This is a genomic window from Winogradskya humida (genome assembly GCF_016862215.1).
In the GTDB taxonomy this organism is placed as follows: Bacteria; Actinomycetota; Actinomycetes; order Mycobacteriales; family Micromonosporaceae; genus Actinoplanes; species Actinoplanes humidus.
The window spans coordinates 1-24,150 of sequence record NZ_BOMN01000104.1; the positions used below are offsets into that span (position 1 = coordinate 1).

Annotated in this window: 17 protein-coding genes; 10 read left to right on the top strand and 7 right to left on the bottom strand. The window is 71.9% G+C overall.

The window, feature by feature from the left end; translation table 11 throughout:
• Positions 1-5,297: tetratricopeptide repeat protein (locus tag Ahu01nite_RS36025; protein WP_498370808.1), on the top strand; the 5,297-nt coding region annotated here is incomplete at its 5' end.
• Here the strand turns inward: Ahu01nite_RS36025 and Ahu01nite_RS36030 are convergent.
• The 4 genes from Ahu01nite_RS36030 to Ahu01nite_RS36045 form a co-directional block, all read right to left on the bottom strand.
• Positions 5,266-6,426: a GGDEF domain-containing protein gene (locus Ahu01nite_RS36030; RefSeq protein WP_239159409.1), complete on the bottom strand. Its 1,161-nt coding sequence runs from the start codon at positions 6,424-6,426 to the stop codon at positions 5,266-5,268. The two genes, Ahu01nite_RS36025 and Ahu01nite_RS36030, sit on opposite strands and share 32 nt — an antisense overlap.
• A gap of 204 nt (positions 6,427-6,630) precedes the next feature.
• The gene (locus Ahu01nite_RS36035; protein ID WP_203841206.1) at positions 6,631-7,815 is read right to left on the bottom strand and encodes an ABC transporter permease; all 1,185 of its coding nucleotides are present in this window, start codon (positions 7,813-7,815) and stop codon (positions 6,631-6,633) included.
• Entirely contained in the window at positions 7,812-8,795 is a 984-nt protein-coding gene (locus tag Ahu01nite_RS36040) for an ABC transporter ATP-binding protein (protein WP_203841207.1), read from the bottom strand. The genes Ahu01nite_RS36035 and Ahu01nite_RS36040 overlap by 4 nt, the downstream gene beginning before the upstream one ends.
• Positions 8,796-9,140: 345 nt before the next feature.
• Positions 9,141-10,466 carry an efflux RND transporter periplasmic adaptor subunit gene (locus Ahu01nite_RS36045; protein WP_203841208.1) on the bottom strand — a complete coding sequence of 442 codons (1,326 nt, stop codon included), beginning with the start codon at positions 10,464-10,466 and terminating at the stop codon, positions 9,141-9,143.
• 306 nt (positions 10,467-10,772) lie between these two features.
• Here Ahu01nite_RS36045 and Ahu01nite_RS36050 point away from each other — a divergent pair, with 306 nt between their 5' ends.
• The gene (locus Ahu01nite_RS36050) at positions 10,773-10,949 is read left to right on the top strand and encodes a hypothetical protein (RefSeq protein WP_203841209.1); all 177 of its coding nucleotides are present in this window, start codon (positions 10,773-10,775) and stop codon (positions 10,947-10,949) included.
• A 52-nt stretch (positions 10,950-11,001) separates the two neighbouring features.
• Here Ahu01nite_RS36050 and Ahu01nite_RS36055 read toward each other — a convergent pair whose 3' ends face one another.
• Entirely contained in the window at positions 11,002-11,757 is a 756-nt protein-coding gene (locus Ahu01nite_RS36055; RefSeq protein ID WP_239159411.1) for a L,D-transpeptidase family protein, read from the bottom strand.
• A gap of 151 nt (positions 11,758-11,908) precedes the next feature.
• The gene (locus Ahu01nite_RS36060; protein WP_203841211.1) at positions 11,909-12,727 is read right to left on the bottom strand and encodes a CAP domain-containing protein; all 819 of its coding nucleotides are present in this window, start codon (positions 12,725-12,727) and stop codon (positions 11,909-11,911) included.
• 288 nt (positions 12,728-13,015) lie between these two features.
• Between Ahu01nite_RS36060 and Ahu01nite_RS36065 the strand changes: the two genes are divergently transcribed.
• The 8 genes from Ahu01nite_RS36065 to Ahu01nite_RS36100 all read left to right on the top strand — a co-directional run bounded on the left by Ahu01nite_RS36065 (position 13,016) and on the right by Ahu01nite_RS36100 (position 23,625).
• Positions 13,016-14,413, top strand: a complete 1,398-nt coding sequence (locus Ahu01nite_RS36065; RefSeq protein ID WP_203841212.1) for an acyltransferase family protein — start codon at positions 13,016-13,018, stop codon at positions 14,411-14,413.
• 65 nt (positions 14,414-14,478) lie between these two features.
• Positions 14,479-14,955: a chemotaxis protein CheW gene (locus Ahu01nite_RS36070; RefSeq protein ID WP_239159412.1), complete on the top strand. Its 477-nt coding sequence runs from the start codon at positions 14,479-14,481 to the stop codon at positions 14,953-14,955.
• The gene (locus Ahu01nite_RS36075; protein WP_203841213.1) at positions 14,952-16,352 is read left to right on the top strand and encodes a CheR family methyltransferase; all 1,401 of its coding nucleotides are present in this window, start codon (positions 14,952-14,954) and stop codon (positions 16,350-16,352) included. Before Ahu01nite_RS36070 ends, Ahu01nite_RS36075 begins: the two co-directional genes overlap by 4 nt.
• Positions 16,349-16,888, top strand: coding sequence for a chemotaxis protein CheW (locus Ahu01nite_RS36080; RefSeq protein ID WP_203841214.1), 540 nt, complete (start codon positions 16,349-16,351; stop codon positions 16,886-16,888). Before Ahu01nite_RS36075 ends, Ahu01nite_RS36080 begins: the two co-directional genes overlap by 4 nt.
• On the top strand, positions 16,888-18,354 hold the full coding sequence (locus Ahu01nite_RS36085; protein WP_203841215.1) for a methyl-accepting chemotaxis protein: 1,467 nt from the start codon (positions 16,888-16,890) through the stop codon (positions 18,352-18,354). Before Ahu01nite_RS36080 ends, Ahu01nite_RS36085 begins: the two co-directional genes overlap by 1 nt.
• A complete protein-coding gene (locus Ahu01nite_RS36090) occupies positions 18,351-20,510 on the top strand; it encodes a hybrid sensor histidine kinase/response regulator (protein ID WP_203841216.1) in 2,160 nt (719 codons plus the stop codon). The genes Ahu01nite_RS36085 and Ahu01nite_RS36090 overlap by 4 nt, the downstream gene beginning before the upstream one ends.
• Positions 20,507-21,676 (top strand): chemotaxis-specific protein-glutamate methyltransferase CheB, encoded by a 1,170-nt coding sequence (cheB, locus tag Ahu01nite_RS36095; protein WP_203841217.1) that lies wholly within the window; start codon positions 20,507-20,509, stop codon positions 21,674-21,676. The genes Ahu01nite_RS36090 and cheB overlap by 4 nt, the downstream gene beginning before the upstream one ends.
• On the top strand, positions 21,673-23,625 hold the full coding sequence (locus tag Ahu01nite_RS36100; RefSeq protein WP_203841218.1) for a response regulator: 1,953 nt from the start codon (positions 21,673-21,675) through the stop codon (positions 23,623-23,625). The genes cheB and Ahu01nite_RS36100 overlap by 4 nt, the downstream gene beginning before the upstream one ends.
• Here Ahu01nite_RS36100 and Ahu01nite_RS36105 read toward each other — a convergent pair.
• Positions 23,603-23,812 carry a response regulator transcription factor gene (locus tag Ahu01nite_RS36105; protein WP_307794667.1) on the bottom strand — a complete coding sequence of 70 codons (210 nt, stop codon included), beginning with the start codon at positions 23,810-23,812 and terminating at the stop codon, positions 23,603-23,605. The two genes, Ahu01nite_RS36100 and Ahu01nite_RS36105, sit on opposite strands and share 23 nt — an antisense overlap.
• Between the last annotated feature and the right edge of the window lie 338 nt (positions 23,813-24,150).

Genomic DNA, 24,150 nt, shown 5'->3' on the forward strand with positions numbered 1-24,150 from the left:
ACGGGGGCAGGGCCTATGACGCAGGCCAGGCTTACGACGAGGGCCGGGCTCTCGACGGGGGCAGGGCCTATGACGCAGGCCAGGCTTACGACGAGGGCCGGGCTCTCGACAACGGCCAGGCCTACGACGAGGGCCAAGGTTACAAAGAGGGGCAGGGTTACAAAGAGGGGCAGGGTTACAAAGAGGGGCAGGGTTACAAAGAGGGGCAGGGCGCCGGGAGCCAGCCGTTCCAGGGCCAGCCCGCCGCATTCCAGCCCGCATTTGATCAGGGGAACGAGTGGCAGCCCGCCGCATTCCACCCCGACAACTACGACCCAGCCGCACCCCACGACCCCGGCGCCTTCAGCCGTGACGACCGCCAGCGCCCCGCCGACCCCACAGCCTTCGACCGCGAAGACCGCCAGCGCTCCGCCGACCCCGCAGCCTTCGACCGCGAAGACCGCCAGCGCTCCGCCGACCCCGCAGCGTTCCTCCGTGGCAACGAGCAGCGCCCGGCCGCGTTCGAGCCGGACAACGACCGCCAGCCGGCCGCGTTCGAGCGGGACAACGACCGCCAGCCGGCCCCGTTTGGACGGGACGAGGACCGCCGCCAGCCCGCCGCGTTTGGGCGAGACGAGGACCGCCGCCAGCCCGCCGCGTTTGGGCGGGACGAGGAGCGCCAGCCCGCCGCGTACCAGTCCGACTTGTACGAATCGGCCGGCGCTGAGTCGCGTACCGACAGCTGGGAGGATGACCACGCTCCCTACCGGCCGCAGGCTGATGCGCCTGCGGCTGGGGCGACCACGCAGCAGGGCGACCGGGCCGGTCAGCAGGAGCAGCAGGGCGACAGCCCGCGCATCCTCAGCCGGGCCACCCCGCCTGCCGCGCCCAAGGTCATCAAGAAGGCGGCCCCGCCGGCGACCCCGCGCGTCATCAAGGCCGACCCGCCGGCCAAGCCCCGGGTGGTCGCCGCACCCCCGATAGCCACCCCGCCCCGCCCGGCAACCCCCGACCAGGCCGATCGCTCCCGGCCGATCTCTCCCGCCGCCTCCCATGCCACGGGTACGCAGGACAGCCCGGCCACCTACGACAACAGCACCCCGCCGTCCCGCCCGTCCCGAGTCGGCTACATCACCTCGGACGGCCCGATCATCCCCCCGGGCCACGACCACGCCCAGCGCCCCGGCCGCGGCACAGCCCAGATCCCGCCGCCCCCGGCCGACCGCACGGCACAGCCCCAGCAGGCCCCCGGACCGTACGCACCCGACGCCCCGGTCAGCCCCGCACCCGACGCCTCGGTCAGCCCCGCAGCCGAAGCCCCGGTCAGCCCCGCCACAGGCACCGTCCGCAACCGCCCAGCCACGGACCCCGGCCGCCACGGCATCCCGGCGCAGGACCAGTCCAGGTACCCGAACGCTCCCACCCCCGAGCCGGTCCGGGCACCGATCTCCCCGGCCGCCGCCCACGCACCCACGGATGACTTCCGTCAGGCCGAGCGTGACTTCCGTCAGGCCGAGCACTTCGGGCAGCCCGGCCAGCACGCCCCATCCGACCAGTACACCCAGCCGGACCAGCACGGCCAGTCCGCGCCGTACACCCGACCGGACCAGCACAGCCACCCCGACCAGTCCGCGCCGTACACCCGACCGGACCAGCACAGCCACTCCGACCAGTCCGCGCAGCAGCCCAATCAATATTGGCAGGAGCCTGACCAGTTCCGCCAGCAGCCGGATCAGTACGGCCAGCAGCCAGACCAGTTCCGCCGGACCCCGCCGTCCGGACAGCCGGCGCCACCGGTCTCACCCACGCCACCGGTCTCACCCACGCCGTCCGGTCCGTCGGCCGGGACACCGCCGCTCCTCACCCCCGCGCCGCACCCCGCGCCCGCGCCGCAGCCCATGCCGCCGTCGGCTCCCGCGCCGATTCGCCGACCCGCTGCCGCTGCTCCCCCACAACGCTCCACGGAGCAGCGCCCGCAGTACGACGTACCCCAGCCTGCAGCCGCCTTCACCCCCTGGGCCGATCAGGGAACCTCCCCGCAGCGGGGCCAACTCCCTCCGCACCAGCACAGCCCGGGCCAGCACGACCCGGGCCAGCACGACCCGAGCCCCCAGGAAGGCACCACTTCCGAACGCCCGATCGTCGGCGGCCCCCGCACGGCGATGATCCTCTCGACGGGCGAACCGTCCGCCGTACCGCGCTCGCAGCGCCCGCCGTCCCGCACCGCCCCCGTCAGCGGCGCACCCGGTTCCCACCGCCCCGTCAGCAGCACCCCCGGCTTCCCGCCCGTCAGCAGCGCACCCGGTCTCCCGACAGTCAGTAGCGCACCCGGATTCCCGCCAGTCAGTAGCGCACCCGGATTCCCGCCGGTCAGCGGTGGGCCGGGCGCGGATCGTCCGGCCGGCGGCGGAGCACCGGACTACCCCCTCAGCGGTGGCCCGGTCACGGACCGTCCCATCGGCGAGGTGCCCACCGCCGGGCGTACGCCGGGCGCCGGCCAGACCCCGAGGGGCGCCCAGGCCGGCGAAGGCCCGACCGTCGCGATGGCACGGGCGAGTGTCGTCCCGGTGCCGGCACCCCCGCGTCCGCAGGACGACGCCGCCCGCCAGGCCGAAGCAGCACGTCAAGCCGAAGCTTCACGCCAAGCCGAAGCTTCACGCCGGGCCGAAGTTTCACGCCAAGCCGAGGCATCACGCCAGGCTGAGACAACACGGCAGGCGGAAGCATCGCGGCAGGCGACGGGGGCAGCCCGCCAGGCCGAAGCGACACGCCAGGCCGAAGCCGCCCGTCAAGCCGAAGAAGCCGCCCGTCAGGCAGCTGCGGCACGCCAGGCAGCAGCCGAACGGCAGGCCGAAGCAGCACGCCAGGCCGAGGTGGCCCGGCAGGCGGAAGAGGCGGCACGCCAGGCCGAGGCCGAAGCGACCCGTCGCGCGGCCGAAGCGCAGGAGGCCGCCCGCCAGGCCGAAGCAGTACGTCAGGCCGAGGAGGCAGCGCAACGGGCCGAACACGCCCGGCACGCCGAAGAGACGGCACGTCACGCCGCCGAAGCCGCCTACCGCGCACAGGTCGATCGCGAAGCGGAAGCAGCCCGCCAGGCCGAAGCCGAACGCCAAGCAGCCACCCGCCTTGCCGAAGCCGCCCGCCAAGCCGAAGAAGCCGCCCGCCACGCCGACGCGGCACGCAAGGCCGAAGAAGCCGCCCGCCAGGCCGAGGCCACACGCCAGGCCGAGCAGGCCGCCCGCCAGGCCGAAGCAGAACGCCAAGCCGCGCGTCAAGCCGAAGCAGAGCGTCAAGCCGACGCTGCACGCCAAGCCGACGCTGCACGCCAAGCCGACGCTGCACGCCAAGCCGAGGCAGAACGCCAGGCCGAAGCCCCACGCCAGGCCGCACGTCAAGCCGAACAAGCACGCCAGGCCGAAGAGGCACGCCGGGCAGAAGAGGCACGCCAGGCCGAAGGGGCACGCCAGGCCGACCAAGCACGCCAAGCAGAAGCAGCACGCCGGGCAGAAGCAGCACGGCAGGCAGAGCTGGCCCGCGAGGCGGAAGCCGCGCAGCAAGCCGAGGCGGCACGGCAAGCAGCAGCCCGGCAAGCCGAAGAAACCCGCCAAGCGGAACAGGCCCGGCAAGCCGAAGAAGCCGCGCGCCAGGCCCAAGCGGCACAGCAGGCGGAAGCGGCTGCGCGGGCCGAAGCACGGCGGGCTGAGTCCGCTCGTCAGGCGGCGGCGAACAGGGAGATGCAGCGGAACGGTGCGCTGCCGTCGAGTTCGCTGCCGGTGTCGGCTGTTCCTCAGCAGGAGCGGCCGGGGCCGAATCCCGCGGCGAATGCGCTGCCCATCGGGCGGTTGCTGACGTCCGGGCCGACTGCGCCGCCGAAGTACGCGGATTCGGAGCTTGGGCCTACCTGGTTCGGGCCCAAGAACCAAGCCGGCAACGACACAAACACCAACCCGGAGGGTACGCAGCCCGCGAACCGCCCCGCCCCGGCAAGCGAGCCGTCCGCCCCCGCAGCCGACCGGGCAGTTGACCCGGCCGCCACAGCAGCTGACCGGTCAGTTGAGCCGGCCACCCCCGCAACGGACCGGGTAGCTGAGCCTGCCGCCCCCGCAACGGACCGGGTAGCTGAGCCTGCCGCCCCAGCAGCTGACCGGGTAGCTGACCCGGCTGCCCCAGCAAACCTGGCTCAGGCGGACCTGCCGCTGGCCGCAAGCAACCGGGTCGAGGAAAAGCCGACAGCCCCAGAACCGGCGGCAGCCCCAGAACCGGCGGCCACCAAGCCAGAAGCAGCGCAGCCGCAAGCAGCACAGCCGCAAGCAGCAAAACCGCAGGCAGCGGAACCGCAAGCAGCCCAAACACAGGGAACCGAATCACCGGCAGCACAAGCGGCATCACCAAAGCCGGCAACCCCCGAACCCCCGCGCCCGGAAACACCCACCGATCCGCAGCCGAACACCCCCGAAGCGAACACCCCCAGGGCGAAAAGCTTCGGGGCGAAAAGCTTCGACCATCCCACCGCCGAGCACGCGACCCTGACCGAGCCGTCCGAGACGGACAGTCGCAGTGTCGTCATCGATCTGGATATCACCAGTCTGATGAACGGCCTGGTTGCCGCTGCCGGGGCCGTGGCGCCCGCGCGGGAGGCTGGGAAGCCGCTGGTGATGCGCGCGGCCCGCGTACCGGAGAAAAAAGAGCAGAAGCCGCTCGGACCAGAAGACCTGGCGGCGATCCGGTGGCGGCTCGACGGGGCGACGCTGAAGGAGATCGTTGACGATCGGGAGGCGTTGAAGGAGCTCGGGGAGCGGCTGGACGGGCCCTTGGCCGAGGAGCAAGATAACGTCGCGCGGGCCGGGTTGCTGAGCGTACGGGCTGAGGTCTATCGGTTGCTCGATGAGCTCGGGATGGCGGCGGCGGCGAGCCGGTTGGCGCTGGCTCATGCCGAGTCGGCCGGGGATGTTCAGGCGACCGTGATCGCTCAGGCCGAGCTGGCCCATGTGCTGCGGTTGCGGGGCGACTACCAGGAGGCCGACCGGCTGTTCGAGCAGGCCGCGAGTTCCGGGGCGCCTGATCTGCTGCGCAGTGTCGTGCACGAGAACGCCGGGCGGAGTGCTTTTGATCAGGGGCGGCACATGGAGGCCCTCGATCATTTCACCCGGTCGGTGCGGCTGGGGCTGCCGGAGGATCAGGAGCTGATCCAGCGGATCGATGTGGCGCTCGAGGCGATCTACATCCATGTGCTGCGGGACGGGTGGGGGCCTTACCCCCGGCTCCGCCGGGAGATCGCCGGGCTGGTCAAGGCCGCTGATCCGGAACAAACTGCCTGACCTCGGGTACGCGGTCCACGTTGTGCCTTCCGCCTCGCGGCGGCTCGACCGGTGCGGCGTGCCGCCCGGCTCGCGGCTCCTCGTTCGGCCCGGTCTCCGCAGCCCGGGTGCGGCCCGACGGCGTAGCGAGGGCGATCCTGCCCCGGCCGGAGCTCTTCGCGTCGTACAGCGCGGCGTCGGAGGCCGCGACCAGGTCGTCGATGGTGCCCACGTCGTCCGGCAGCGTGGCGATGCCGATGCTCAGACTGGGCGGGCCGCCCGGCAGCACGGTCGTCGCGGACACCGCGGTGATCAGGGACTCCGCGGCCCGGACAGCCGTGGGACGGTCGGCGCGCAGGAGCAGGACGAACTCGTCGCCGCCGAGCCGCGCGGCGATTCCGGAGTCACCGGTCACCGTACGCATCGCATCGGCGACCACCTGGAGTGCGCGGTCCCCCTCGGCGTGACCGTACGTATCGTTGATGCTCTTGAAGTGGTCGAGGTCGACGCTGATCAGGGAAAGGCTGCCCCGGTTGAGCGCCGCCCAGGCACCCGCGGCCTCCAGCGACTCGGTGTACGAGCGCCGGTTCGCCAGGCCGGTCAGCGCGTCCGCGTTGGCCTGCGCCTCGAGGACAGCACGGAGCCGGTCCGCCCGGGCACGCAGGCCGCTGACGACGATCACGGTCATCGTCATGGCCAGGACCATCGCGATCCAGTCCGACAGGCCCTTACCCCCGCCGAGTACGCCGAAGACGACCACGGCGTCCCCCGCGTACACGAGTGCGAGGATCGCGTAGATGGCTCTACGGCCGAGGAAGTTCGCCGCGTAGAGGACGGGCCACAGGTAGAAGAGCTGCGAGCCGGTGCTGGCGTCCCGCGTACCCAGGTTGAGGGCTGAGATCAGAGCGGCGGCGATGGCGGGTGCGGCGTACCAGAACAGGTCTGGCACGATCTCGGGCCGGCGCCAGCAGACCAGGCCGGTCGCCGTCATGAGCAGGGCTATGACCACGATGCCGCCCTTGGCGCCCACGCTGATGTCGGACAAAACACCCGTGACAGCCACATAGGGGGCACTGGCCAGGGTGAGGTACGCGACCGCACGCGACGCGCCGTGCAGGTCGCGCAGCCCGCGGTCCCCCCTGAGCAACACACCCGTAGATCGGCGGGTACGCCCCCGATGTGAGGATTCAGCCCCATGCTGATCGGCAGCCCCGTCGCACCGGGGCCGACCGGCCGGCGCAGCGGACAACTCGGGCTGAGCGTCTCGGCGAGGGCGCGACGGCATGGGCGCGGCCGGCCAGCTGATCACTCGGTGCGTAGCGCGTCGATCGGGTCGAGGCGGCCGGTCAACTGGTCACTCGGTCCGTAGCGCTTCGACCGGGTCGAGGCGGCCGGCGCGCTGGGCCGGGACCACGCCGAAGACGATGCCGACCACGGCCGAGACGCCGAACGCCAGGGCCAGCGACCACCAGGTGACCGCCGCCGGGACCGGGGAGAGCCGGTCCACCAGCAGGGCCGCGGCGATGCCCAGCGCCATCCCCAGCACCCCGCCGATCGTGGTGAGCAGAACCGCCTCCAGCAGGAACTGCAACCCGATGTCGCGGGGACGCGCACCCACCGCCTTGCGCAGACCGATTTCGCGGGTACGTTCGCGGACCGAGACCAGCATGATGTTCGAGACGCCGACCCCGCCGACGAGCAGACTGATCCCGGCGATCGCGGCCAGTACCCCGGTGAGCACCCCGAGGATGTCGCCGAGCACCCCGAGGATCTGCTCCTGGGTCACGGCGCTGAAGTCGGTGCCCGGATGCCGCTGCGCGAGTGTGGCAACGACATTGTTGCTCAACGTCGTGATCCGTTCCCGGTCGGGCGCCCGGATGGCCAGCGCGTCGACCCGGTCGGTGCCGAGCAGCCGCTGCGCCGCGGTGACCGGCACGTGCACCTCGCTGTCCCGGTCCACGCCGAGGCTCTGCCCGAGCGGCTCGAACGTCCCGATCACCCGGAACCGGACCCCGCCGATGGTGACCTGGCGCCCGATCGGGTCCCGGTCCCCGAACAACTGTCCCGCGACACCGGCCCCGAGCACCGCCACCCGCCGAGCGGTGTTCACATCGGACCGAGTCAGGTAGCTACCCCGGTCGAGCCGCCGCACGAAAACGCTCGGCGTGGTCTCCAGCACCCCCTGCATACTGGCAAAAGCCTCCCGGCTCCCGGCCCGCACGGTCTCCCCCGACGCGATCGTCACGGCCACCCGCGACCGGTCCCCCACCACCCGCCCCACCGCATCCACATCATCCAGCGACAACGTCGACACCGACGGCGCCGCCCCGGCCTCGAGCCGCCCCGGCACCACGATCAGCAGATTCGACCCGAGCCCCTCCACCTGCTGCTCGATCTGCTGCTTCGTCCCCGTCCCGATAGCCACGAGCGCCACCACAGCAGCCACCCCGATCACCACCCCGAGCATGGTCAGCACACTGCGCAACCGATTCGCCCGCAAAGCATCCAGCGCCACCCGCCACGCCTCAGCAAGCCTCATCCGTCACCCCCGACCCCCGGCGTGGCGTCGTTGCCCGGCCCCACGGCCCCGGCAGACGGAGCGGCGGGCAACGCAGCCCCCGCGACCGGCGCAGCATCGGCAGGCGACGCGGGCGGGGTGGACGACGCGGGCACGGCAGACGACGCGGGCACGGCAGACGACGCGGACAAGACTGGCGACGCGGGCAAGATGGACTCGGTGGGCGGGACGGACTCGGTGGGCGGGACGGACTCGGTGGGCGGGACGGGCTCGGTGGGCGGGACGATGAGGCCGTCGCGCATTTCGATGCGGCGGTGGGCTCGGGCGGCTACTTCCCGGTCGTGGGTGACCAGGACTACGGCGACGCCTTCGGTGTTGAGGGATTCGAGGAGGGTGAGGATTGCTTCGCCGGTGGTGGTGTCGAGGTTGCCGGTGGGTTCGTCGGCGAGCAGGACCGAGGGGTTGGTGACCAGGGCCCGGGCGATGGCGACGCGTTGCTGTTCGCCGCCGGACATCTGGTTGGGGCGGTGGTCGATGCGGTGGCCGAGGCCGACGCGGTGCAGCAGCTCGGCGGCGCGGGCGCGGCGTTCGCGGCGGCCGAGGCCGCGGTAGACCAGGGGCAGGGCGACGTTGTCCCGGGCTGTCGTGCGGGGCAGGAGGTGGAACGACTGGAACACGAAGCCGATCACCTCGTTCCGGAGGCGGGCCATCTCGGGCGGGGACAGCGTCGAGACGTCACGGCCGCCGATCAGCAGGGTGCCGGACGTGGGCCGGTCGAGGCCGCCCAGCAGGTGCATCAACGTCGACTTGCCCGACCCCGACGTCCCGACCACGGCCACGTAGTCGCCCGCCGCCACGGTCAGCGACACACCCCGCAGGGCGCTCACCGACACCCCGTCGAGCTCATACGTCCGCGTCACGTCCCGCGCCACGATCGCCGGCGGCAACCCACCGGACTCACCCACCTCGCTCACGTCCCGCCCCGCGCTCGTCCGCGGCATCCCTTCGCACTCACCCACCTCGCCCACGTCACGCCCCGCGCCGGGGAGAGTGGCTGGGTGACGGGAGGCGACGAGGCCGGCCCCGGCCCGACGGTGAGGCAAGTGGGCGGCAGCGCAGGAAGGCGGCAGGCAGGGTTGCCGGAGGCAACAAAGCGGGAGGCTGCGCGGCCGGACCCTGAAAGGCCGGACGCTGCTCGACCCGAGGCTGCGCGGCCCGAGGCGGGGAGAACCGACGCGGGGAGAACCGACGCCCCGCAACCCCAGGCTGGGAGGCCCGAGGCTCAGGGCCGGACGCTGCTCGACCCGAAGCTGGGAAGCCGGTGGGTGGGAGGCCGGGTGGGTGGGTCATGGGAGGGGTTGGCCGGGGGTGACCTGGTCGGTGCCGGCGGTGACGATGGGGTCGCCGGCGGTGAGGCCCTTGGTGATCTGGACGATGTCTTCGCCCTGGACGCCGAGGGTGACCGGGGTCTGGGTGGCTTTGCCGGCGCGGATGGTCCAGACGGTGTCGTGGCCGTCGGTGGAGAGGATGGCGCTTGCTGGGACGGTGATGGCGTCGGTGGCTTCGCGGACGTTGAGGCGGACGATGGCGCTCATGCCGGGGCGGGGGGTGGGGGCGTCGTCGGCGGATGGCTTGGCCAGGGTCAGGTGGACGCGGTAGGAGACGCCGCCGCGGGCTGAGGTGGTGGGGAGGAGGTCGATGGCGCGGACGGTGGCGGGGTAGGTGATGCCGGGGGCCGCGTCGAGTTCGATGGTGCCGTTGGTCTTGGTGCTGACCAGGAGGACGTCGGTTTCGTCGATCTCGGCGGTGACGCCCAGGCGGGCCGTGTCGACGATCGTGAGGATGGCGGTGCCGGGGGCGACCGGGGCTCCCTCGGGGACGGCGGTGTCGATGCCGGGGAGCGGGCCGGGGGCAGCGGCAGCGGCGGGGTCGGCGTTGGTGATCAGGTCGGTGAGGGACGGCGCGGTTGCCGAGCCGGTGCCGCCGAGCTGGACCACGCCGGAGACCGGGGCGTGCAGGGTGAGGGCGTCGACGGCCGCGCCCGCCAGGTCGTACGCCTGCTGGGCCTGGAGACGCTGGGCCGCGGTCAGCGCGTTGACGGCCTCCCCCACGCTCGCCACGCCGCGCTGCAGGGAGCGGACCGCGGAGCCGGCCGCGTCGGAGATCGCCTGGTACTGGGTCTGGGCGGCGTCGGCCTGGGTGCGCAGCGCCGCCCGCAGGACCGGATCGGTGATCTTGTCGGCCGCGGCGCGGGCCTCCTCGAAGGCAGCGGCCGCGTTCGCGTCCGTCTCGGCGCGGGCGGCGATGTAGGAGGATGTGCTGCCGCCGGTGGCGACGGTGCCGGAGGAGGTCGCGTCGAGGGCTTCGGTGGCGGCGTCGAGGCGTTGCTCGGTGGCGGGGGAATCGATGATCGCGACCACCTGCCCCTTGGTCACCTTGCCGCCCGGCTCGACCAGTAGCGAGCCGAGGGTGCCGGCGGCCGGTGAGGTCACCGTCGCGGCGGCGCGGGCCGTGACAGCGCCGGAGGCCTCCACGACCTCCGCGACCGTGCCGCGGGTCGCCGTGCCGACGGTGACGCCGGAAGGCTCGTCGCCGCAGGACGCCGCGGAGAGCGGTGGCAGCAGGACGCACGCCACCAGGACAGCGATGGTGCGCCGGGGAGATCGGGACACGTTCGCCACTCTATGGGCAGCCACCGACAACAATTCTCGGCGTCAGCGCCCGGCGGCCGATAAGAGCTGGCCAGAAAAGACGGAGATGTGGGGTACGCGGGGAGCGCCGAACCGTACGCGCTGATCGAAAACGGACGCGGGGGCTGATACCGGGTCTGTGTCGGATTGTCGGCGTGGCGGCTGGCGGGAAGGTGACGGCGCGGCCCACGATGGCGTGCGAGGCTGGTCTGCGAATTGAACCGCGCGTCCCCTCGCGCTCGTAATCCCCGTCACGGTACCCATCCGCGTACGTGAAGGAAGATGACGATGATCCGTGCCGACGAACTGACCGTCGTGCACCACGACGACACGGTGAGCATCTTCACCGACGTCACCTACATGCTGAGCCGCGACGGCCTGACGGTTGTGACCGCGTCCGGCGACGAGAAGGCGTTCCCGGGGCACGATGTGCTGACCGTGCACGCTCACTGCGTACATGAATAATGACAGAAAGGGCCCGCCGGCCGGAACCGACGGGCCTTTCCGAGGGTGAGAATCAGGTGCCGGAACGGCGCCCGTAGACCTTCACCGTGGAACCGATCTTGCCGATGCCGTAGTAGGCCTTGGCGTCGGCCGGCAGCATGTTGATGCAGCCGTGCGAACCGCGCCACGCGTCATGGATGTACGTGGTCGTCTGGTGGAAACCGATACCACCGACGAAACGCTGCCAATAGGGCATCCACACCGAGTAGGGGTTCGACCATTCCTTCTTGGTGCGCTTGTTGATCTTGTAGGTCCCGGCCGGCGTCCGGTGACCCTTCATGCCGCTGCGGATCACAGTGGGCTTCTTGTAGACCTTGCCGTTCTTCATGACGAACGTGGTCTGGTGCGTCAGGTCCACGCAGAACGTGAGACCCGACTTCTTCGCCTTGCAAGCCGACGTCTTCGTGTCGGCGAGCCGCTTGGCCACGCCGACCGTCGTCGGGCCGGCGAGTCCCTGGGCCGGCTTGATGCCGAACCGGCTCTGGAACTTCTTGATCGCCGAGCAGTCGGCGGCGGACTGCTTGCCGTCGACCGTGACGGCGCCGAAGCCGCCGATCTTCTTGAGGTAGCCCTCGACCTGCTTCTGGTACTTGCCGGTGGCGCACGAAGCCGCGGCGGCCTTCGTGACGACAACTGCGGCAACCGGTGCCGCGCCGACGGTCCGGGGCGCGGCCGAAGCCACACCCGGGGCCAGCACGGCAGCGCCCAGGCCACCGCAGACCGCCACCGCAAGCGCGGCAACGGCGAGGCGTGCGGAAACCCGCTGCACTCCCAAAACGTCCTCCCGAGGAGATGTGTCCGCACATCGAAACACACCGGTACGTCGATCCGAATCCGCCGGATGACCGTTGGCACGAACCCGGGAGTCCAGGACGGCCAGGCCAAAGGTCATAAGCCGCGCAAAACCCTCAAGAAACTCGTTACGACGTCGTTATTGGCACCGCGGAAACCTGCACCCAGAACGGGGTCCGGTCCGCGGCGAACGCCAGCCCGAACCCGGTCTCCCGCAGCCCGCAGTCCATGATGTTCTCCCGGTGCGCGGGGCTGCGCCACCAGGCGTCGACCACCGCCCGCACACTGCTCTGACCGCGCGCGATGTTCTCGCTGTAACGCCGCCATCGATACCCTGCGTGATCGAGGCGCTGCCCCGGTTGCGCTCCGGAGCGGTCCTCATGGGCAAAATAGTCATGACGGGCCATATCCGCTGCGTGACCATCCGCCGCGGCGATCAGCTTGCGGTCCAGCGCCAGATCCGCACAGCCGCCCGCCTGGCGGTGCGCGTTGATCAGCTTCAGGGCCTGCCGCTGGACGTCGCCGTCCGGGTCGCCGCCTTCGGCGATCGTTGCCTGCCGCTCTGCCGGTTCGTTCCGGATCTCCTGGGCTGCCTTCTTTGTGGCATTGCGGGTTATTGCCGTAGTTGCGGCTATTTCTAGAGATATTTTCCGTACGCGCGAAAGCACGCTCTGAGCACCCGCCGGCAGATGAGTTGTGGGCAATTTAGTTGTGCCCAATTTAGTTGTGCGCAATTTAGTTGCACGCAATTGATTGCCGGGTGAAGCAGATGCGTCCGGCCCCGTAGCCAGCGGACCGGGGGCGCCCTGCCCGGCCGTGGAAAAGCCGGCAGCACCCGATCCGGCCCGGGTGGCCCGAGGCGGGGATGGGGGGCCGGTGGTGATGAGGATGGCGCCGGTGAGGATGGCTGCGGCCGCGGCGGTTGATACGACGAGGGGTTGGCGCATGGCGTCGTCCTCTCAGGTCGCGGCGGCGCCGGAGGGGCGGTCGCCTTGCCGGGGACCAACGGCGGGGCCGGGGGACGGTGACTGCGGGCGGGGGACGGCGGGTGGGCTTCGGGCGTACCGTGAAAGGGGGTTTGAGCTGGACCTTTGGGGGTGGGTCCGGGTCGCCGGGCGTCGCACAGTCGCACGGACAAATGGGACACTTCATCCCTGCGGGGTAAGCCGGGGAGGTGAACTTGGCGACCGTGCGGACGGTCCCTGACGACCGCCTGGCGTAGCTACCGTTTCGCGGTGCGTAACCGCTACCTGGATCTTCTCCGCGCCGCCGCCATCCTGCGGGTCGTGGTCTACCACCTGTTCGGCTGGCCGTGGCTGTCGATTCTGCTGCCTGCGATGGGCATCATGTTCGCGCTGGCCGGGTCGCTGACAGCCGCCTCTCTCGACAAGCGTTCCGCCGGGAAAGTCGTGACCTCCCGGCTGCGCCGGCTGCTGCCACCGTTGTGGCTGCTCGGCGTGCTCGCCGTACCGTTCATGATCTATCAGGGTTGGGCCGCGCAGGACGGCGGTGAATCGCCGTGGAGCTGGAAGCTCGGGCTGTGGATCCTGCCGGTCGGTGATCCGCCGGGCAGCATCGCGGGCATCGACGCGTGGGAGCCGCTCTGGTACATCCGGGCGTACCTGTGGTTCGTCGTGCTGTCGCCGCTGATGTATCTCGCCTACAAGAAGACCGGGTGGTTCGCGGTGGCCACCCCGCTGGTGGTGCTGGCGGTGCTCGACCGGACCGGGTTCTCGTTGCCGTTCGGGCGGGCGGACTCGGCGATGTGGGATTTTGTGACGTACGGGGCGTGCTGGGTCGCCGGGTTCGCGCATCATGACGGGCGGCTGTTCCGGCTGCGGGCGGGGGTTGCGTATCCGCTGGTGGCGGTGCTGGGTGCCGCGGCTCTGTACTGGCTGCACGGGCACGGGGCGGACTCCGGTTATGACCTGAACGAGTTGCCCGAGGCGCAGGCGCTGTGGTCGGTGGCGTTCGTGATCCTGGCGTTGCGCTGGCGGCCGGACATGACGTGGCTGACGTACGTGCGGCCGCTGGACCGGACGGTGACGCTGCTCAACGGGCGGGCCGTGACGATCTATCTGTGGCACAACATCGCGATCGCGGCGATCTGGCCGGTGCTGACCGTGCTGGCGCTCGACGATCTGAGCGGCGGGATGGAGGGGCCGGTCGAGCTGGCCATGACGCTGCTGCTCACGGGGGTCGCTGTGCTGGCGTTCGGCTGGGCGGAGGATCTCGCGGCAAGGAGGAAGCCCCGGCTCTGGCCCACGGCACCGGCCACCGACCGGGGCGGGCCGCCGCGGCAAGAAGCCGCGCCGATGCGGCAAGGCGCCGCACCGACCCCGCAGGGCGCCGCCCCGGTCCCAGAGGGCGCTGCACCGATCCCGCAGGGCGCCGCACCTGCCCTGGTCGCGGCGCCGCCGGATGCGGGACGAGCGCATCCGGACGTCGCGGGTGACGGCTACGAGGATGAGCCGACCCTGTCGATCGGGATCGGGACGCCGGAGCAGCGCCGCCCGGTCGAGGATCACGACGGGCCGCTCGACCGGTACGGCCCGGTCCACGATCCGGGTCCCGGGCTCCACACCGAGGAGGAGCCCGAAGTCACCTGGTTCAGCCAGCCGGAGAAGCACTGAAAGGCGACATGGGCGGAATGAAACATTCTCACCGATGCGGGGTAATTGCCCGCTAGCCTGGGGTTATGGGGCAGCCCGGACACACGGTGCCACCGGCAGGGACGCCTGCCGGTGTGCCGTCGCTGGTGTTCCGGGCGGGTTCCCTGCTCTGCGCGCTGCGGCTGGACGAGGTCATCGAGACCATGCGGCCGCTGGCCACCCACCCCCTCGCGGGCACCCCGGCGTACGTGAGCGGCATCTGCATCATGCGGGGTGTGCCGACCCTGGTGGTGGATGTGGCGCGGCTGCTCGGGGGTGGCGAGGCCGAGGTCGTGCGGTTTGTCGCGGTGCGCACCGAGCGCGGTCCGGTGGCGTTCGCAACCGGCGCGATCAGCGGTGTACGCCCGGTCGCCGCGGACACCGCCGGACGGCAGGAGGCGCTGCTCGGTGACGCCCCGGCCCGTCTCGTAGCCGCCATCGGGACGATCGACGCGGAGCCGGTGCTGCTGCTGCAGAGCATGCGCCTGGTTCCCGACGAGGTCTGGGCGGCGGCTGCGGCATGAGCGCTGACGTCGAGCGGTTCCGGGCCGTACTCTCCGCGAAGCTGGGCTGGGTCTTCGATCCGAGTGACAGCCCGCAGCTGGACCAGGTGCTCGCCAAGCGGGCCGGCGCGGCGCGGCTGGACAGGGCCGCGTACCTCGCGAAGCTGGCCGGCGGTGGGCCCTGGCCGGCGGAGATGAACGCGCTCGCCGAGGAACTCACGATCAACGAGACGTACTTCTTCCGGCACGGCGAGCAGTTCCGGGCCCTGCAGGAGGCGGCGCTGCCCGAGCGGATCCAGGACCGGTCGAGCCAGCGGGTGCTGCGGATGCTGTCGGTGGGGTGCTCGTCGGGCGAGGAGGCGTACACCCTGGCGATCGTGGCCCGGGAGATCCAGCCGGGCCCGGACTGGATCGTGTCGGTGCTGGGCCTGGACGCGAGCCCGACGGTGCTCAAGCGCGCCGCCGCGGCCCGCTACTCCGCGTGGTCGTTGCGGGAGACACCGGACACGATCCGCCAGCGCTGGTTCCATCCCCGCGACGGCCTGTACGAGCTGGACGCCGCCGTCCGGTCGACGGTGCAGTTCCGGCAGTACAACGTGGCGTCCGAGGACGTGTCGCTGTGGCGCGCCGAGCAGTACGACGTGATCTTCTGCCGGAACCTGCTGATGTATCTGACTCCGGAGGTGCAGGCGGAGCTGGTACGCCGGATGACGCGCTCGCTCGCCACCGGCGGTTACCTCTTCCTCGGCCACACCGACTCGCTCGGCAGCCGCCCCGACGGTCTCGAGCCGATGCACACCCACCGCACGTTCTACTACCGCCGCTCCACGGTGTCGACGATGCCGCCGCCTGCCCCGGCGCCGATGGCCCCGCCACGCGTGGAGAAACGAGCAGTAACACAAGAACCGGCAAGACACAGCGACGCGTACGACCGCGCGCTGGGCCTGCTGCGGGACGAACGGTTCGCCGAGGCGCTGGTCGTGATCGAGACGGACCCGCCCGAGCGCCCCGAGCCGCGGGAGCGGTTGCTGCACGGGGTGCTGCTGGCCCAGGCCGGGCGGCTGCGGGACGCCGAGACGATCTGCCGGCGCCTGCTCGACACCGACGGGCTCTACGCCGACGCGCATCACCAGCTCGCCGTCTGCCTCGAGGGTGCGGGCGACGTGACCGGGGCGCTCGAGCAGTACCGGCTGGCCGCGTACGTGGATCAGGATTTCGCCATGCCGCGGCTGCGGCTGGGCCTGCTGGCCCGCCGCCGGGGTGAGAACCGGGTGGCCGGTCCGGAGCTGGAGCGGGCCCTGGCGCTGCTGCGGCAGGAGCACGAGGACCGGATCGCGCTGTTCGGCGGTGGTTTCGGCCGCATCGCGCTGACCACTCTGTGCCGGGCCGAGCTCGATGCCTGTGGGGTACGCCGATGAGCCCGACCGAGGTGACCGACCGGCTGGCCGAGCTGCGCGCCGACTTCGACCGCTCGTTCGCCGAACCGGCCCGCCGCCACGACGCGGAGCACGCCGAGCTGCTCGCGGTGCACGCCGGCGGCCGCCCGTACGCGCTGCGCCTCGCCCAGGCCGCCGGGGTGCACTCGGACCGCCCCGTGACCCCGCTGCCCGGCCCGCAACCTGCCCTGCTCGGGGTCGCCGGCTTCAGCGGCGCGATCGTCCCCGTCTACGACCTGGCCGCCCTGCTCGGCCATCCCGTCCCGGAGCGCCCCCGCTGGCTGGTGCTCGCCGCGGGCTCTCCCCCGCTCGCGCTCGCCTTCCACGAGCTCGACGGGCACGTCCGGGTGAGCGCCGCGGTCATCGTCGGGGAGCCGGACGGCCATGACGGCCGCGACGTGCTGCGCGGGATGGTCCCGCTGCCCGGCGGCACCCGCCCGATCGTCGATCTTCCGGCCGCCCGTGCCGTCGTGCACCGGCTGACCGGCCACACACAGGATGCTTTCGAGGAGCGATGATGGCCAAGCGAACGTTCGGCAACAAGCTGTGGCTGGGCTTCGGGGTCACCGTGGCGCTCACCCTGATCATGGCTGCGGCGTCGGTGACCGCGCTGACCGTCGTCGTGCACGCCAAGGACGACGCGATCACCCTGGCCGTCAGCGACCTGGTGTCCGCGGAGGGCCTGTCCGCCAAGGCGGAGAGCCGGATCAGCGACTACCGCGGGTACCTGTTCTACGCCGCCCAGGAATACCTCGACGCCACGAACACCGACCGGGACGATTTCCTCAAGCTCGTCAACGAGTTGCGCAACACGCTCACCGACCCCGCCGCGCTGTCCCTGCTGGACACCGTGAGCACCACGGAGGCCAAGCACGCCGAGGCGATCACGGCGGTCATCTCGCTCCGGCAGCGGACCGACGACCTCGAGCAGATCCGCAAGCTGAGTTCCAGCAGCGTCACCCCGCTGCGCAAGGCGCTGCAGGAATCGATCACCAACCTGACCAGCCGGATCGGCGTGGACGTGGTCGCCTCCCGCAAGTCCGCCACCGACCGGGCGAACCAGGCGATCGTGCTGATCATCGCGCTCGGGTTGCTGGCCACCGCGTTCGCGGCGGGGGTGGCGTGGCGGCTGAGCCGCGACCTGCGCCGGGAGGTGGGCGCCGCGGTCGGGCACATCCAGAGCTCGTCGGCGGAGCTGGAGGCCGCCGCAGCGCAGCAGGCCAGCGGCGGGCGGGACCAGGCCAGTGCGATGAACGAGATCACCACGACGATCAGCGAGCTGCTGATCACGTCGCGGCAGATCGCGGACAGCGCCCAGCGGGTGTCGAAGATCGCCGAGGAGACGTCGGAGGCGGCGCGCAACGGCGACGCCACGATCGAGCAGACCCGGGCGTCGATCTCGGCGATCCGCTCGCAGGTGGACCAGATCGTGCAGCACATGCTGGCGCTCGGTGAGAAGTCCCAGCAGATCGGCGGGGTCGTCGACCTGGTCTCGGAGCTCGCCGAGCAGACGAACATCCTGGCGATCAACGCGACGATCGAGGCCAGCGGCGCCGGTGAGTGGGGGCGCAGGTTCGCGGTGGTCGCCGAGGAGATCCGCAAGCTCGCCGACCGGACGGCCGGTTCCGCCAAGGAGATCCGGGCCCTCATCGACGATGTACGCGGTGCGGTGAACACGACCGTCATGGCGACCGAGATCGGCGCGAAGTCCGTCGACGCGGGTTCCCGGCAGTTCGACGAGGCGACCGGCTCGTTCCGGCGCATCGCGCACCTGGTGGCGACCACGAACGACGCGACGCGCGAGATCGAGCTCTCCACCGCGCAGCAGTCCACCGCCGTCGAGCAGGTCAACGTGGCCGCCGGCGACACCGCCCGGGTGACCCGCGAGACCGAGGCCAGCGCCGTGCAGACGAAGCAGACCGCGGCGCACCTGTCCAACCTCTCCGGTGACCTGCTCGAACTGGTGGGCACCGGCCGCCGATGAGCCAGGATCCGCTGCGGTACTTCCGCGTCGAGGCACGCGAGCTGGTCGATCAGATCAGCGCGGGCGTGCTCGACCTCGACCAGCAACCGGGCACCGAACTGGTGGCCCGGCTGCTGCGCTTCGCGCACACCCTCAAGGGCGCGGCGCGGGTCGTGCGTCAGCAGGACATCGCGGACCGGGCGCACCAGTTCGAGGAGGTGCTGGTCCCGCATCGCACGGACGAGGGGCCGCTGCCCGCGGACGAGATGCGCGAGCTGCTGCGGCTCAACGACGAGATCGAGGCGTACGTTGCCCGGCTCGAACCCGCCGCGGCCGCAGCACAGGTCGCCGCCGCAGAAGCCGCCGCTGCAACCGCTGTAGCCGCAAGCGATCCGCCGGAGCTGGGCCCGGAATCAAAACCCGAACCGAAGCCCGAACCGCCGCCGGCACCGAAGCCCGCCCAGAATCCGGCACCGAAGCCCGTCGCCAAGAAAGAAGAGCCGGCCGCGCGGGCCACCACCACCGATGTGGACGACCTGCTGGACGCCGTCGGGGAGGCGCACGCGCGGTTCGCACCGCTCCGGACCGGGAGCACCGCTCTCGACCGGTTGCACCGCTCCGCGGAATCCCTGGCCTATCAGCTGCGGGTGGGGCGCACCCCCGGGCAGGCCGAGGCGGCACGTAGCGCGGCCGTGCGGCTCGCCGGTGAGCTGGGCATGCTCGGGCGCCGGCTCACCGACACCGTCGAGCAGGTGGAACGCGAGCTCGACGAGGTCCGTGGCCGCGCGGAACGGCTGCGACTGGTCGCCGCTTCCAGCATCTTCACCGCCCTGCACCGCGCGGTCCGCGACGCCGCCGACGCGCAGGGCAAACGGATCCGCTTCGAGGGGCGCGGCGGTGACCTGCGCATGGACCCGCAGGTGCTCGCGCTCGCCAACGGCGCCCTGCTGCACGTGGTCCGCAACGCCGTGGTGCACGGCATCGAGGACGACGAGGGCCGGGCCGCCGCGGGCAAACCCGCCGAGGGCCATGTGGTCGTCGAGATCCAGCGGCGCGGGCGGTACGCGGCGTTCCTGTGCACCGACGACGGACGCGGCTTCGACCTGGCGGCGGTCCGGCGCACCGCCGAGGCGCGCGGCCTGCTGATGCCCGGCGGCACCGAACCCGACCAGCAGACCCTCGTCGACCTGGTGCTGCGCGGCGGGATCAGCACCTCCCCGACCGTGACCGAGGTGGCGGGGAGGGGCATCGGGCTCGACGTGGCCCGCGACGTCGCCGACCAGCTCGGCGGGGACGTCGGCGTGCGCACCGAGGCGGGCGGGGGCACCACGATCGAACTGGTGCTGCCGCTGGCGTTGCTGTCGCTGCACGGGCTCGTCGTCGAGGCCGCGGGGACGGTGGCGACGGTGCCGCTGGACTCCGTGCGTACCTGTGTGCGGTTGCTGCCGGAACAAGCGACGGCCGCGGCCGTCACCGGGAAGATGGCGCACGACGGCGAGGCTGTGCCCTTCCTGCCGCTGGCCCGGGCGCTGTACGCGGGCACGACCGTCCCGGAAGGCGGCGGGCCGGGGGTCGCGGTGATCGTCGAGGCCGACGGGGAGTCCGTGGCGGTGGGGGTCGACCGGCTGGCGGGAACGTCCACGCTGGTCCTGCGCCCGCTACCGGCCCTCGCACCCGCCGCGGCCGTGATCGGAGGAGTGTCGATGGACCTGGACGGCAACCCGCGGCTGGTGCTCGACGCGCAGGGACTGGTCGCCGAGACCGCGCGGCTCGGGCACGGCGGGGCCGCACCCCTGGAAGCCGCACGCCGCCTGCCGATCCTGGTCGTCGACGACTCGCTCACCACCCGGATGCTCGAGCGCAGCATCCTCGAATCCGCCGGGTACGAGGTGGACCTCGCCGCCTCCGGGGAGGAGGGCCTGGAGAAGGCGCGCGCCCGGCAGTACGGCCTCTACCTGACCGACATCGACATGCCGGGCATCGACGGGTTCACGTTCGTCGCCGAGACCCGCGCCGATCCCGAGCTGGCGGGTGTGCCGGCGATCCTGGTCAGCTCGCGGGCCAGCGCCGAGGACCGGGCCCGGGGTGCGGCGGCCGGGGCCAGCGCGTACGTGGTCAAGGGGGAGTTCAACCAGGAGGAGCTGCTCGCCCACATCCGGCGGCTGGTGCCGTCATGATCCGGGTCGTAGTGGTCGAGGACTCCGCGACGATGCGGCATCTGCTGCGCGAGTCGCTGGCCGCCGACCCCGACCTGCAGGTGGTCGGCGAGGCCCTCGACGGGCGCGAGGCGGTGGACATGGTCGGCCGGCTGCGCCCGGACGTCGTGACCATGGACATGATGCTGCCCACGATGAGCGGCCTGGTCGCCACCGAGCACATCATGGCGGAGTTCCCCACGCCGATCCTCGTCGTGTCGTCCGCCGACCGGCAGGAGCTGTTCAGCACCTACAACGCGCTCGCCGCCGGCGCCGTCGACGTCCTGGAGAAACCCCGCGGGGACGCCTCCGACGCCGGGTGGGGGCGCAGGCTCTGCTCATCGGTACGCCTGGTGTCGCGCATCCGGGTCATCACCCATCCACGGGCGCGACTTGACGGGCGTACCTCCTCATCCGCTCCTGTCCCCGCCCCTGTTCCCGCGGCCCCGCCCGTCGCCGTCCCCGACCCTTCGTCGTTGCGGCTGGTGGCCGTCGGGGCCTCCACCGGCGGGCCGGGCGCGCTGACCGATCTGTTGCGGTCATTGCCTTCGGGATTCCGTACGCCCGTGCTCTGCGTGCAGCACATCGCGGCGAGCGAACCGTTCGCGGTGGCGTTCTCCGACTGGCTCGGCGGGCAGAGCGGTCGCGCGGTCAGCTACGCCGTCGACGGCACCCCGGTCCGCTCGCTGACCGGGCAGGTGGTGATGGCCCCGCCGGACCGGCACATGCTGGTCCGCGACGGCGTCCTGCGGCTCAGCAGCGCCCCGCCCCGGCATTCGTGCCGCCCGTCGGTGGACGTGCTCTTCGAGTCCGTGGCCACGGAATACGGGCCGTCCGCCGCCGGGTGCCTGCTCACCGGGATGGGCCGCGACGGTGCCGAGGGGCTGCTGCGGATGCGCAAGCTGGGGGCGGTGACGTTCGCCCAGGACGAGGCGAGCTGCGTCGTCTACGGCATGCCCCGCGAGGCCGCGATGCTCGGTGCCGCCGCGCACATCATGGCGCCCGCCCGCATGTCCGCACAGCTCGCCACCCTGTCGGGCGGCGCCTCCAGCCGCACCCCGGGCGGCGCTTCCAGCCGCGACCCGGGCGGTGCTTCCAGCCGCGACCCGGGCGGCGCTTCCAGCCGCGACCCGGGCGGCCGGCGATGAGCGTCCCCGTCGTGCTGATCGTCGACGACAGCCTCACCGTGCGGATGGATCTGCACGAGGCGTTCGAGGCGGACGGCTTCATCACGATCCTCTGCGCCACCGGTACGGAGGCCCGCGCGGCGTTCGAGAACGGCGGTTTCGACGTCGCCGTGCTCGACGTGCTGCTGCCCGACGCGGACGGCGTGGAGTTGCTCCGGGAGCTGCGTGCCCGGCCCGGCGGCGAGCGGACCGTCACCGTGCTGCTCTCCAGCGAGGCCGAGGTCGCGGACCGGCTGCACGGGCTGCGCACCGGGGCCGACGAATACGTGGGCAAGCCCTACGACGCCGGTTATGTCGTCGGCCGCTGCCGCCAGCTGCTCGGCGACGGCGAGGTCCCGGTCTCCTCCGCCACGACGGTCCTGATCATCGATGACAGCGTGACCTTCCGCGAGCAACTGCGCGAACTTCTCGAACCCGAGGGGTACGCCGTGATCACCGCCGCGTCGGGCGAGGAGGGCCTGCGCACGGCCGCGGACCGGCGCCCGCAGGCGGTGATCGTCGACGGGATCATGCCCGGCATCGACGGCGCCACGGTGATCCGCCGGATGCGGCTCGACCCCGCCCTGCGCGACACGCCCTGCCTGCTGATGACGGCCGCCGACGACTACGCGACCGAGGTGCAGATGCTCGAGGCGGGCGCCGACGCGTTCGTCCGCAAGCAGCAGGACCTCGCCGTGGTCCTCGCGAAACTCGCCGCGGTCGTCCGCACCAGCGCGGAACGCCTGCCGTTCGAGGCGATCGGCAGCCTCCACGGCCCGGGCAAGGTCCTCACCGTCACCCGGGAACGCCACCGGCTGGCCGAGCTCGGCGACGCCCTGCGCGAGGACGGCTACGACGTGGTCGCCGCCGACAACGGCGACGACGCCCTCGACCTGCTCGCCGCCCAGCCCGTCGACTGCATCGTCCTCGGCCTCGACGACGGCGCCCGCGACACGTGCATGCGCATCAAGGAGGTCCCGCAGATCGGCGCCACTCCCCTGGTGATGACCGGCGACCACGACGACGCCCTGCTCGACTGTCTCGCCGCCGGCGCCGACGACTACGTCCGCTGGGCCGACGGCACCCAGGCCCTGCGCGCCCACGTCCACGCCCAGATCCGCCGCAAGCAGTCCCTCGACGAGAGCCGCCGCATCCGCGAGGAACTCATGCGCCGCGAACTCGACGCCGCCGGCGAACGCGCCGCCCGCCAGCTCGCCGAGACCCGGGCCGCCCTGGTCGAGGAGCTCGAATGGCGCAACCGCGAACTGGAGGCGTTCAGCGGCTCGGTCTCCCACGACCTGCGCGGCCCGCTGCAGATCATCAGCAGCTTCGCCGAGACCCTCCTCGACGAGGACGAGGAACCCCTCGGACCCCAGGGCCGCCACCGCATCCAGCGCATCCACGCCGCCGCCGGCCGGATGGCCGACCTCGTCGAATCCCTGCTCCTGCTCGCCCGCGCCAGCCGCGGCGACCTGCGCCGCCAGAAATTCGACATGACCATGACCACCTGGCAGGTCATCGGCGAGGTCGAGGCCCGCGACCCGAGCCGCAAGGTCGACTTCACGGTCGCCCCGGACATGACCGCCGACGCCGACGAGGGCCTGGTCCGCGTCATCCTCGAGAACCTCATCAACAACGCCTTCAAGTTCACCCGCAAGGTCGAGCACGCCGTCATCGACATCGGCTGGACCGGCCCCGCCGACAACCCCCGCTACCACATCCGCGACAACGGAGCCGGCTTCCCGGCAGGCAAGGCGATCGAACTGTTCCGCCCCTTCGCCCGCCTCCACAGCGCCGACGAATTCCCCGGCACCGGCATCGGCCTCACCACCGTCCACCGCGCCGTCGAACGCCACGGCGGCGAGATCCACGCCGAAGGCGAGAACGGCCGCGGCGCCACCTTCTGGTTCACCCTCCCTCCCACCCGCTGACCACGACCAGCCCCGTCTCGTACGCGATGACGACCAGTTGGGCACGGTCACGCGCCCGCAGCTTGGTGAGCAGCCGGCTGACATGGGTCTTCACCGTCGACAGGGCGAGGGTCAGATGCGCGACGATCTCGGTGTCCGACAGCCCCCGGGCCACAAGGATCAGGACCTCGCGTTCACGACCGGTCACCCCGTCCAACCGGCGATGGTGTGGGTGATGTTCTCGGCTGGCGCGGGGACCGGGACCTGGGGTGCGTTCGCTTCATGCTGGCTGTGGTCTGCGGGAGGAGCATTTCCTGTCGGAGTGCCGCGTCTTCCTGTCTGAGCCGGACACACAGCGACGCTTCTGAATACGGGTAGTCACCGGAAGCCTCTGATCGACTATCAAGAATGGGGCATCGGCCAGATTTCCGTAGCGGTGCCAAAGGCGCGGGGCCGTAGCGGCGCCAAAGGCGCGGGGCCGTAGCGGCGCCAAAGGCGCGGGGCCGTAGCGGCGCCAAAGGCGCGGGGCCGTAGCGGCGCCAAAGG

Coding starts and splice junctions, on each gene's coding strand:
- Ahu01nite_RS36060 (WP_203841211.1), bottom strand. CDS start 12,727: ATGCGCCAACCCCTCGTCGTATCAACCGCCGCGGCCGCAGCCATCCTC.
- Ahu01nite_RS36070 (WP_239159412.1), top strand. CDS start 14,479: ATGGGGCAGCCCGGACACACGGTGCCACCGGCAGGGACGCCTGCCGGT.
- Ahu01nite_RS36040 (WP_203841207.1), bottom strand. CDS start 8,795: ATGCCGCGGACGAGCGCGGGGCGGGACGTGAGCGAGGTGGGTGAGTCC.
- Ahu01nite_RS36050 (WP_203841209.1), top strand. CDS start 10,773: ATGATCCGTGCCGACGAACTGACCGTCGTGCACCACGACGACACGGTG.
- Ahu01nite_RS36080 (WP_203841214.1), top strand. CDS start 16,349: ATGAGCCCGACCGAGGTGACCGACCGGCTGGCCGAGCTGCGCGCCGAC.
- Ahu01nite_RS36090 (WP_203841216.1), top strand. CDS start 18,351: ATGAGCCAGGATCCGCTGCGGTACTTCCGCGTCGAGGCACGCGAGCTG.
- Ahu01nite_RS36035 (WP_203841206.1), bottom strand. CDS start 7,815: ATGAGGCTTGCTGAGGCGTGGCGGGTGGCGCTGGATGCTTTGCGGGCG.
- Ahu01nite_RS36085 (WP_203841215.1), top strand. CDS start 16,888: ATGGCCAAGCGAACGTTCGGCAACAAGCTGTGGCTGGGCTTCGGGGTC.
- cheB (WP_203841217.1), top strand. CDS start 20,507: ATGATCCGGGTCGTAGTGGTCGAGGACTCCGCGACGATGCGGCATCTG.
- Ahu01nite_RS36100 (WP_203841218.1), top strand. CDS start 21,673: ATGAGCGTCCCCGTCGTGCTGATCGTCGACGACAGCCTCACCGTGCGG.
- Ahu01nite_RS36075 (WP_203841213.1), top strand. CDS start 14,952: ATGAGCGCTGACGTCGAGCGGTTCCGGGCCGTACTCTCCGCGAAGCTG.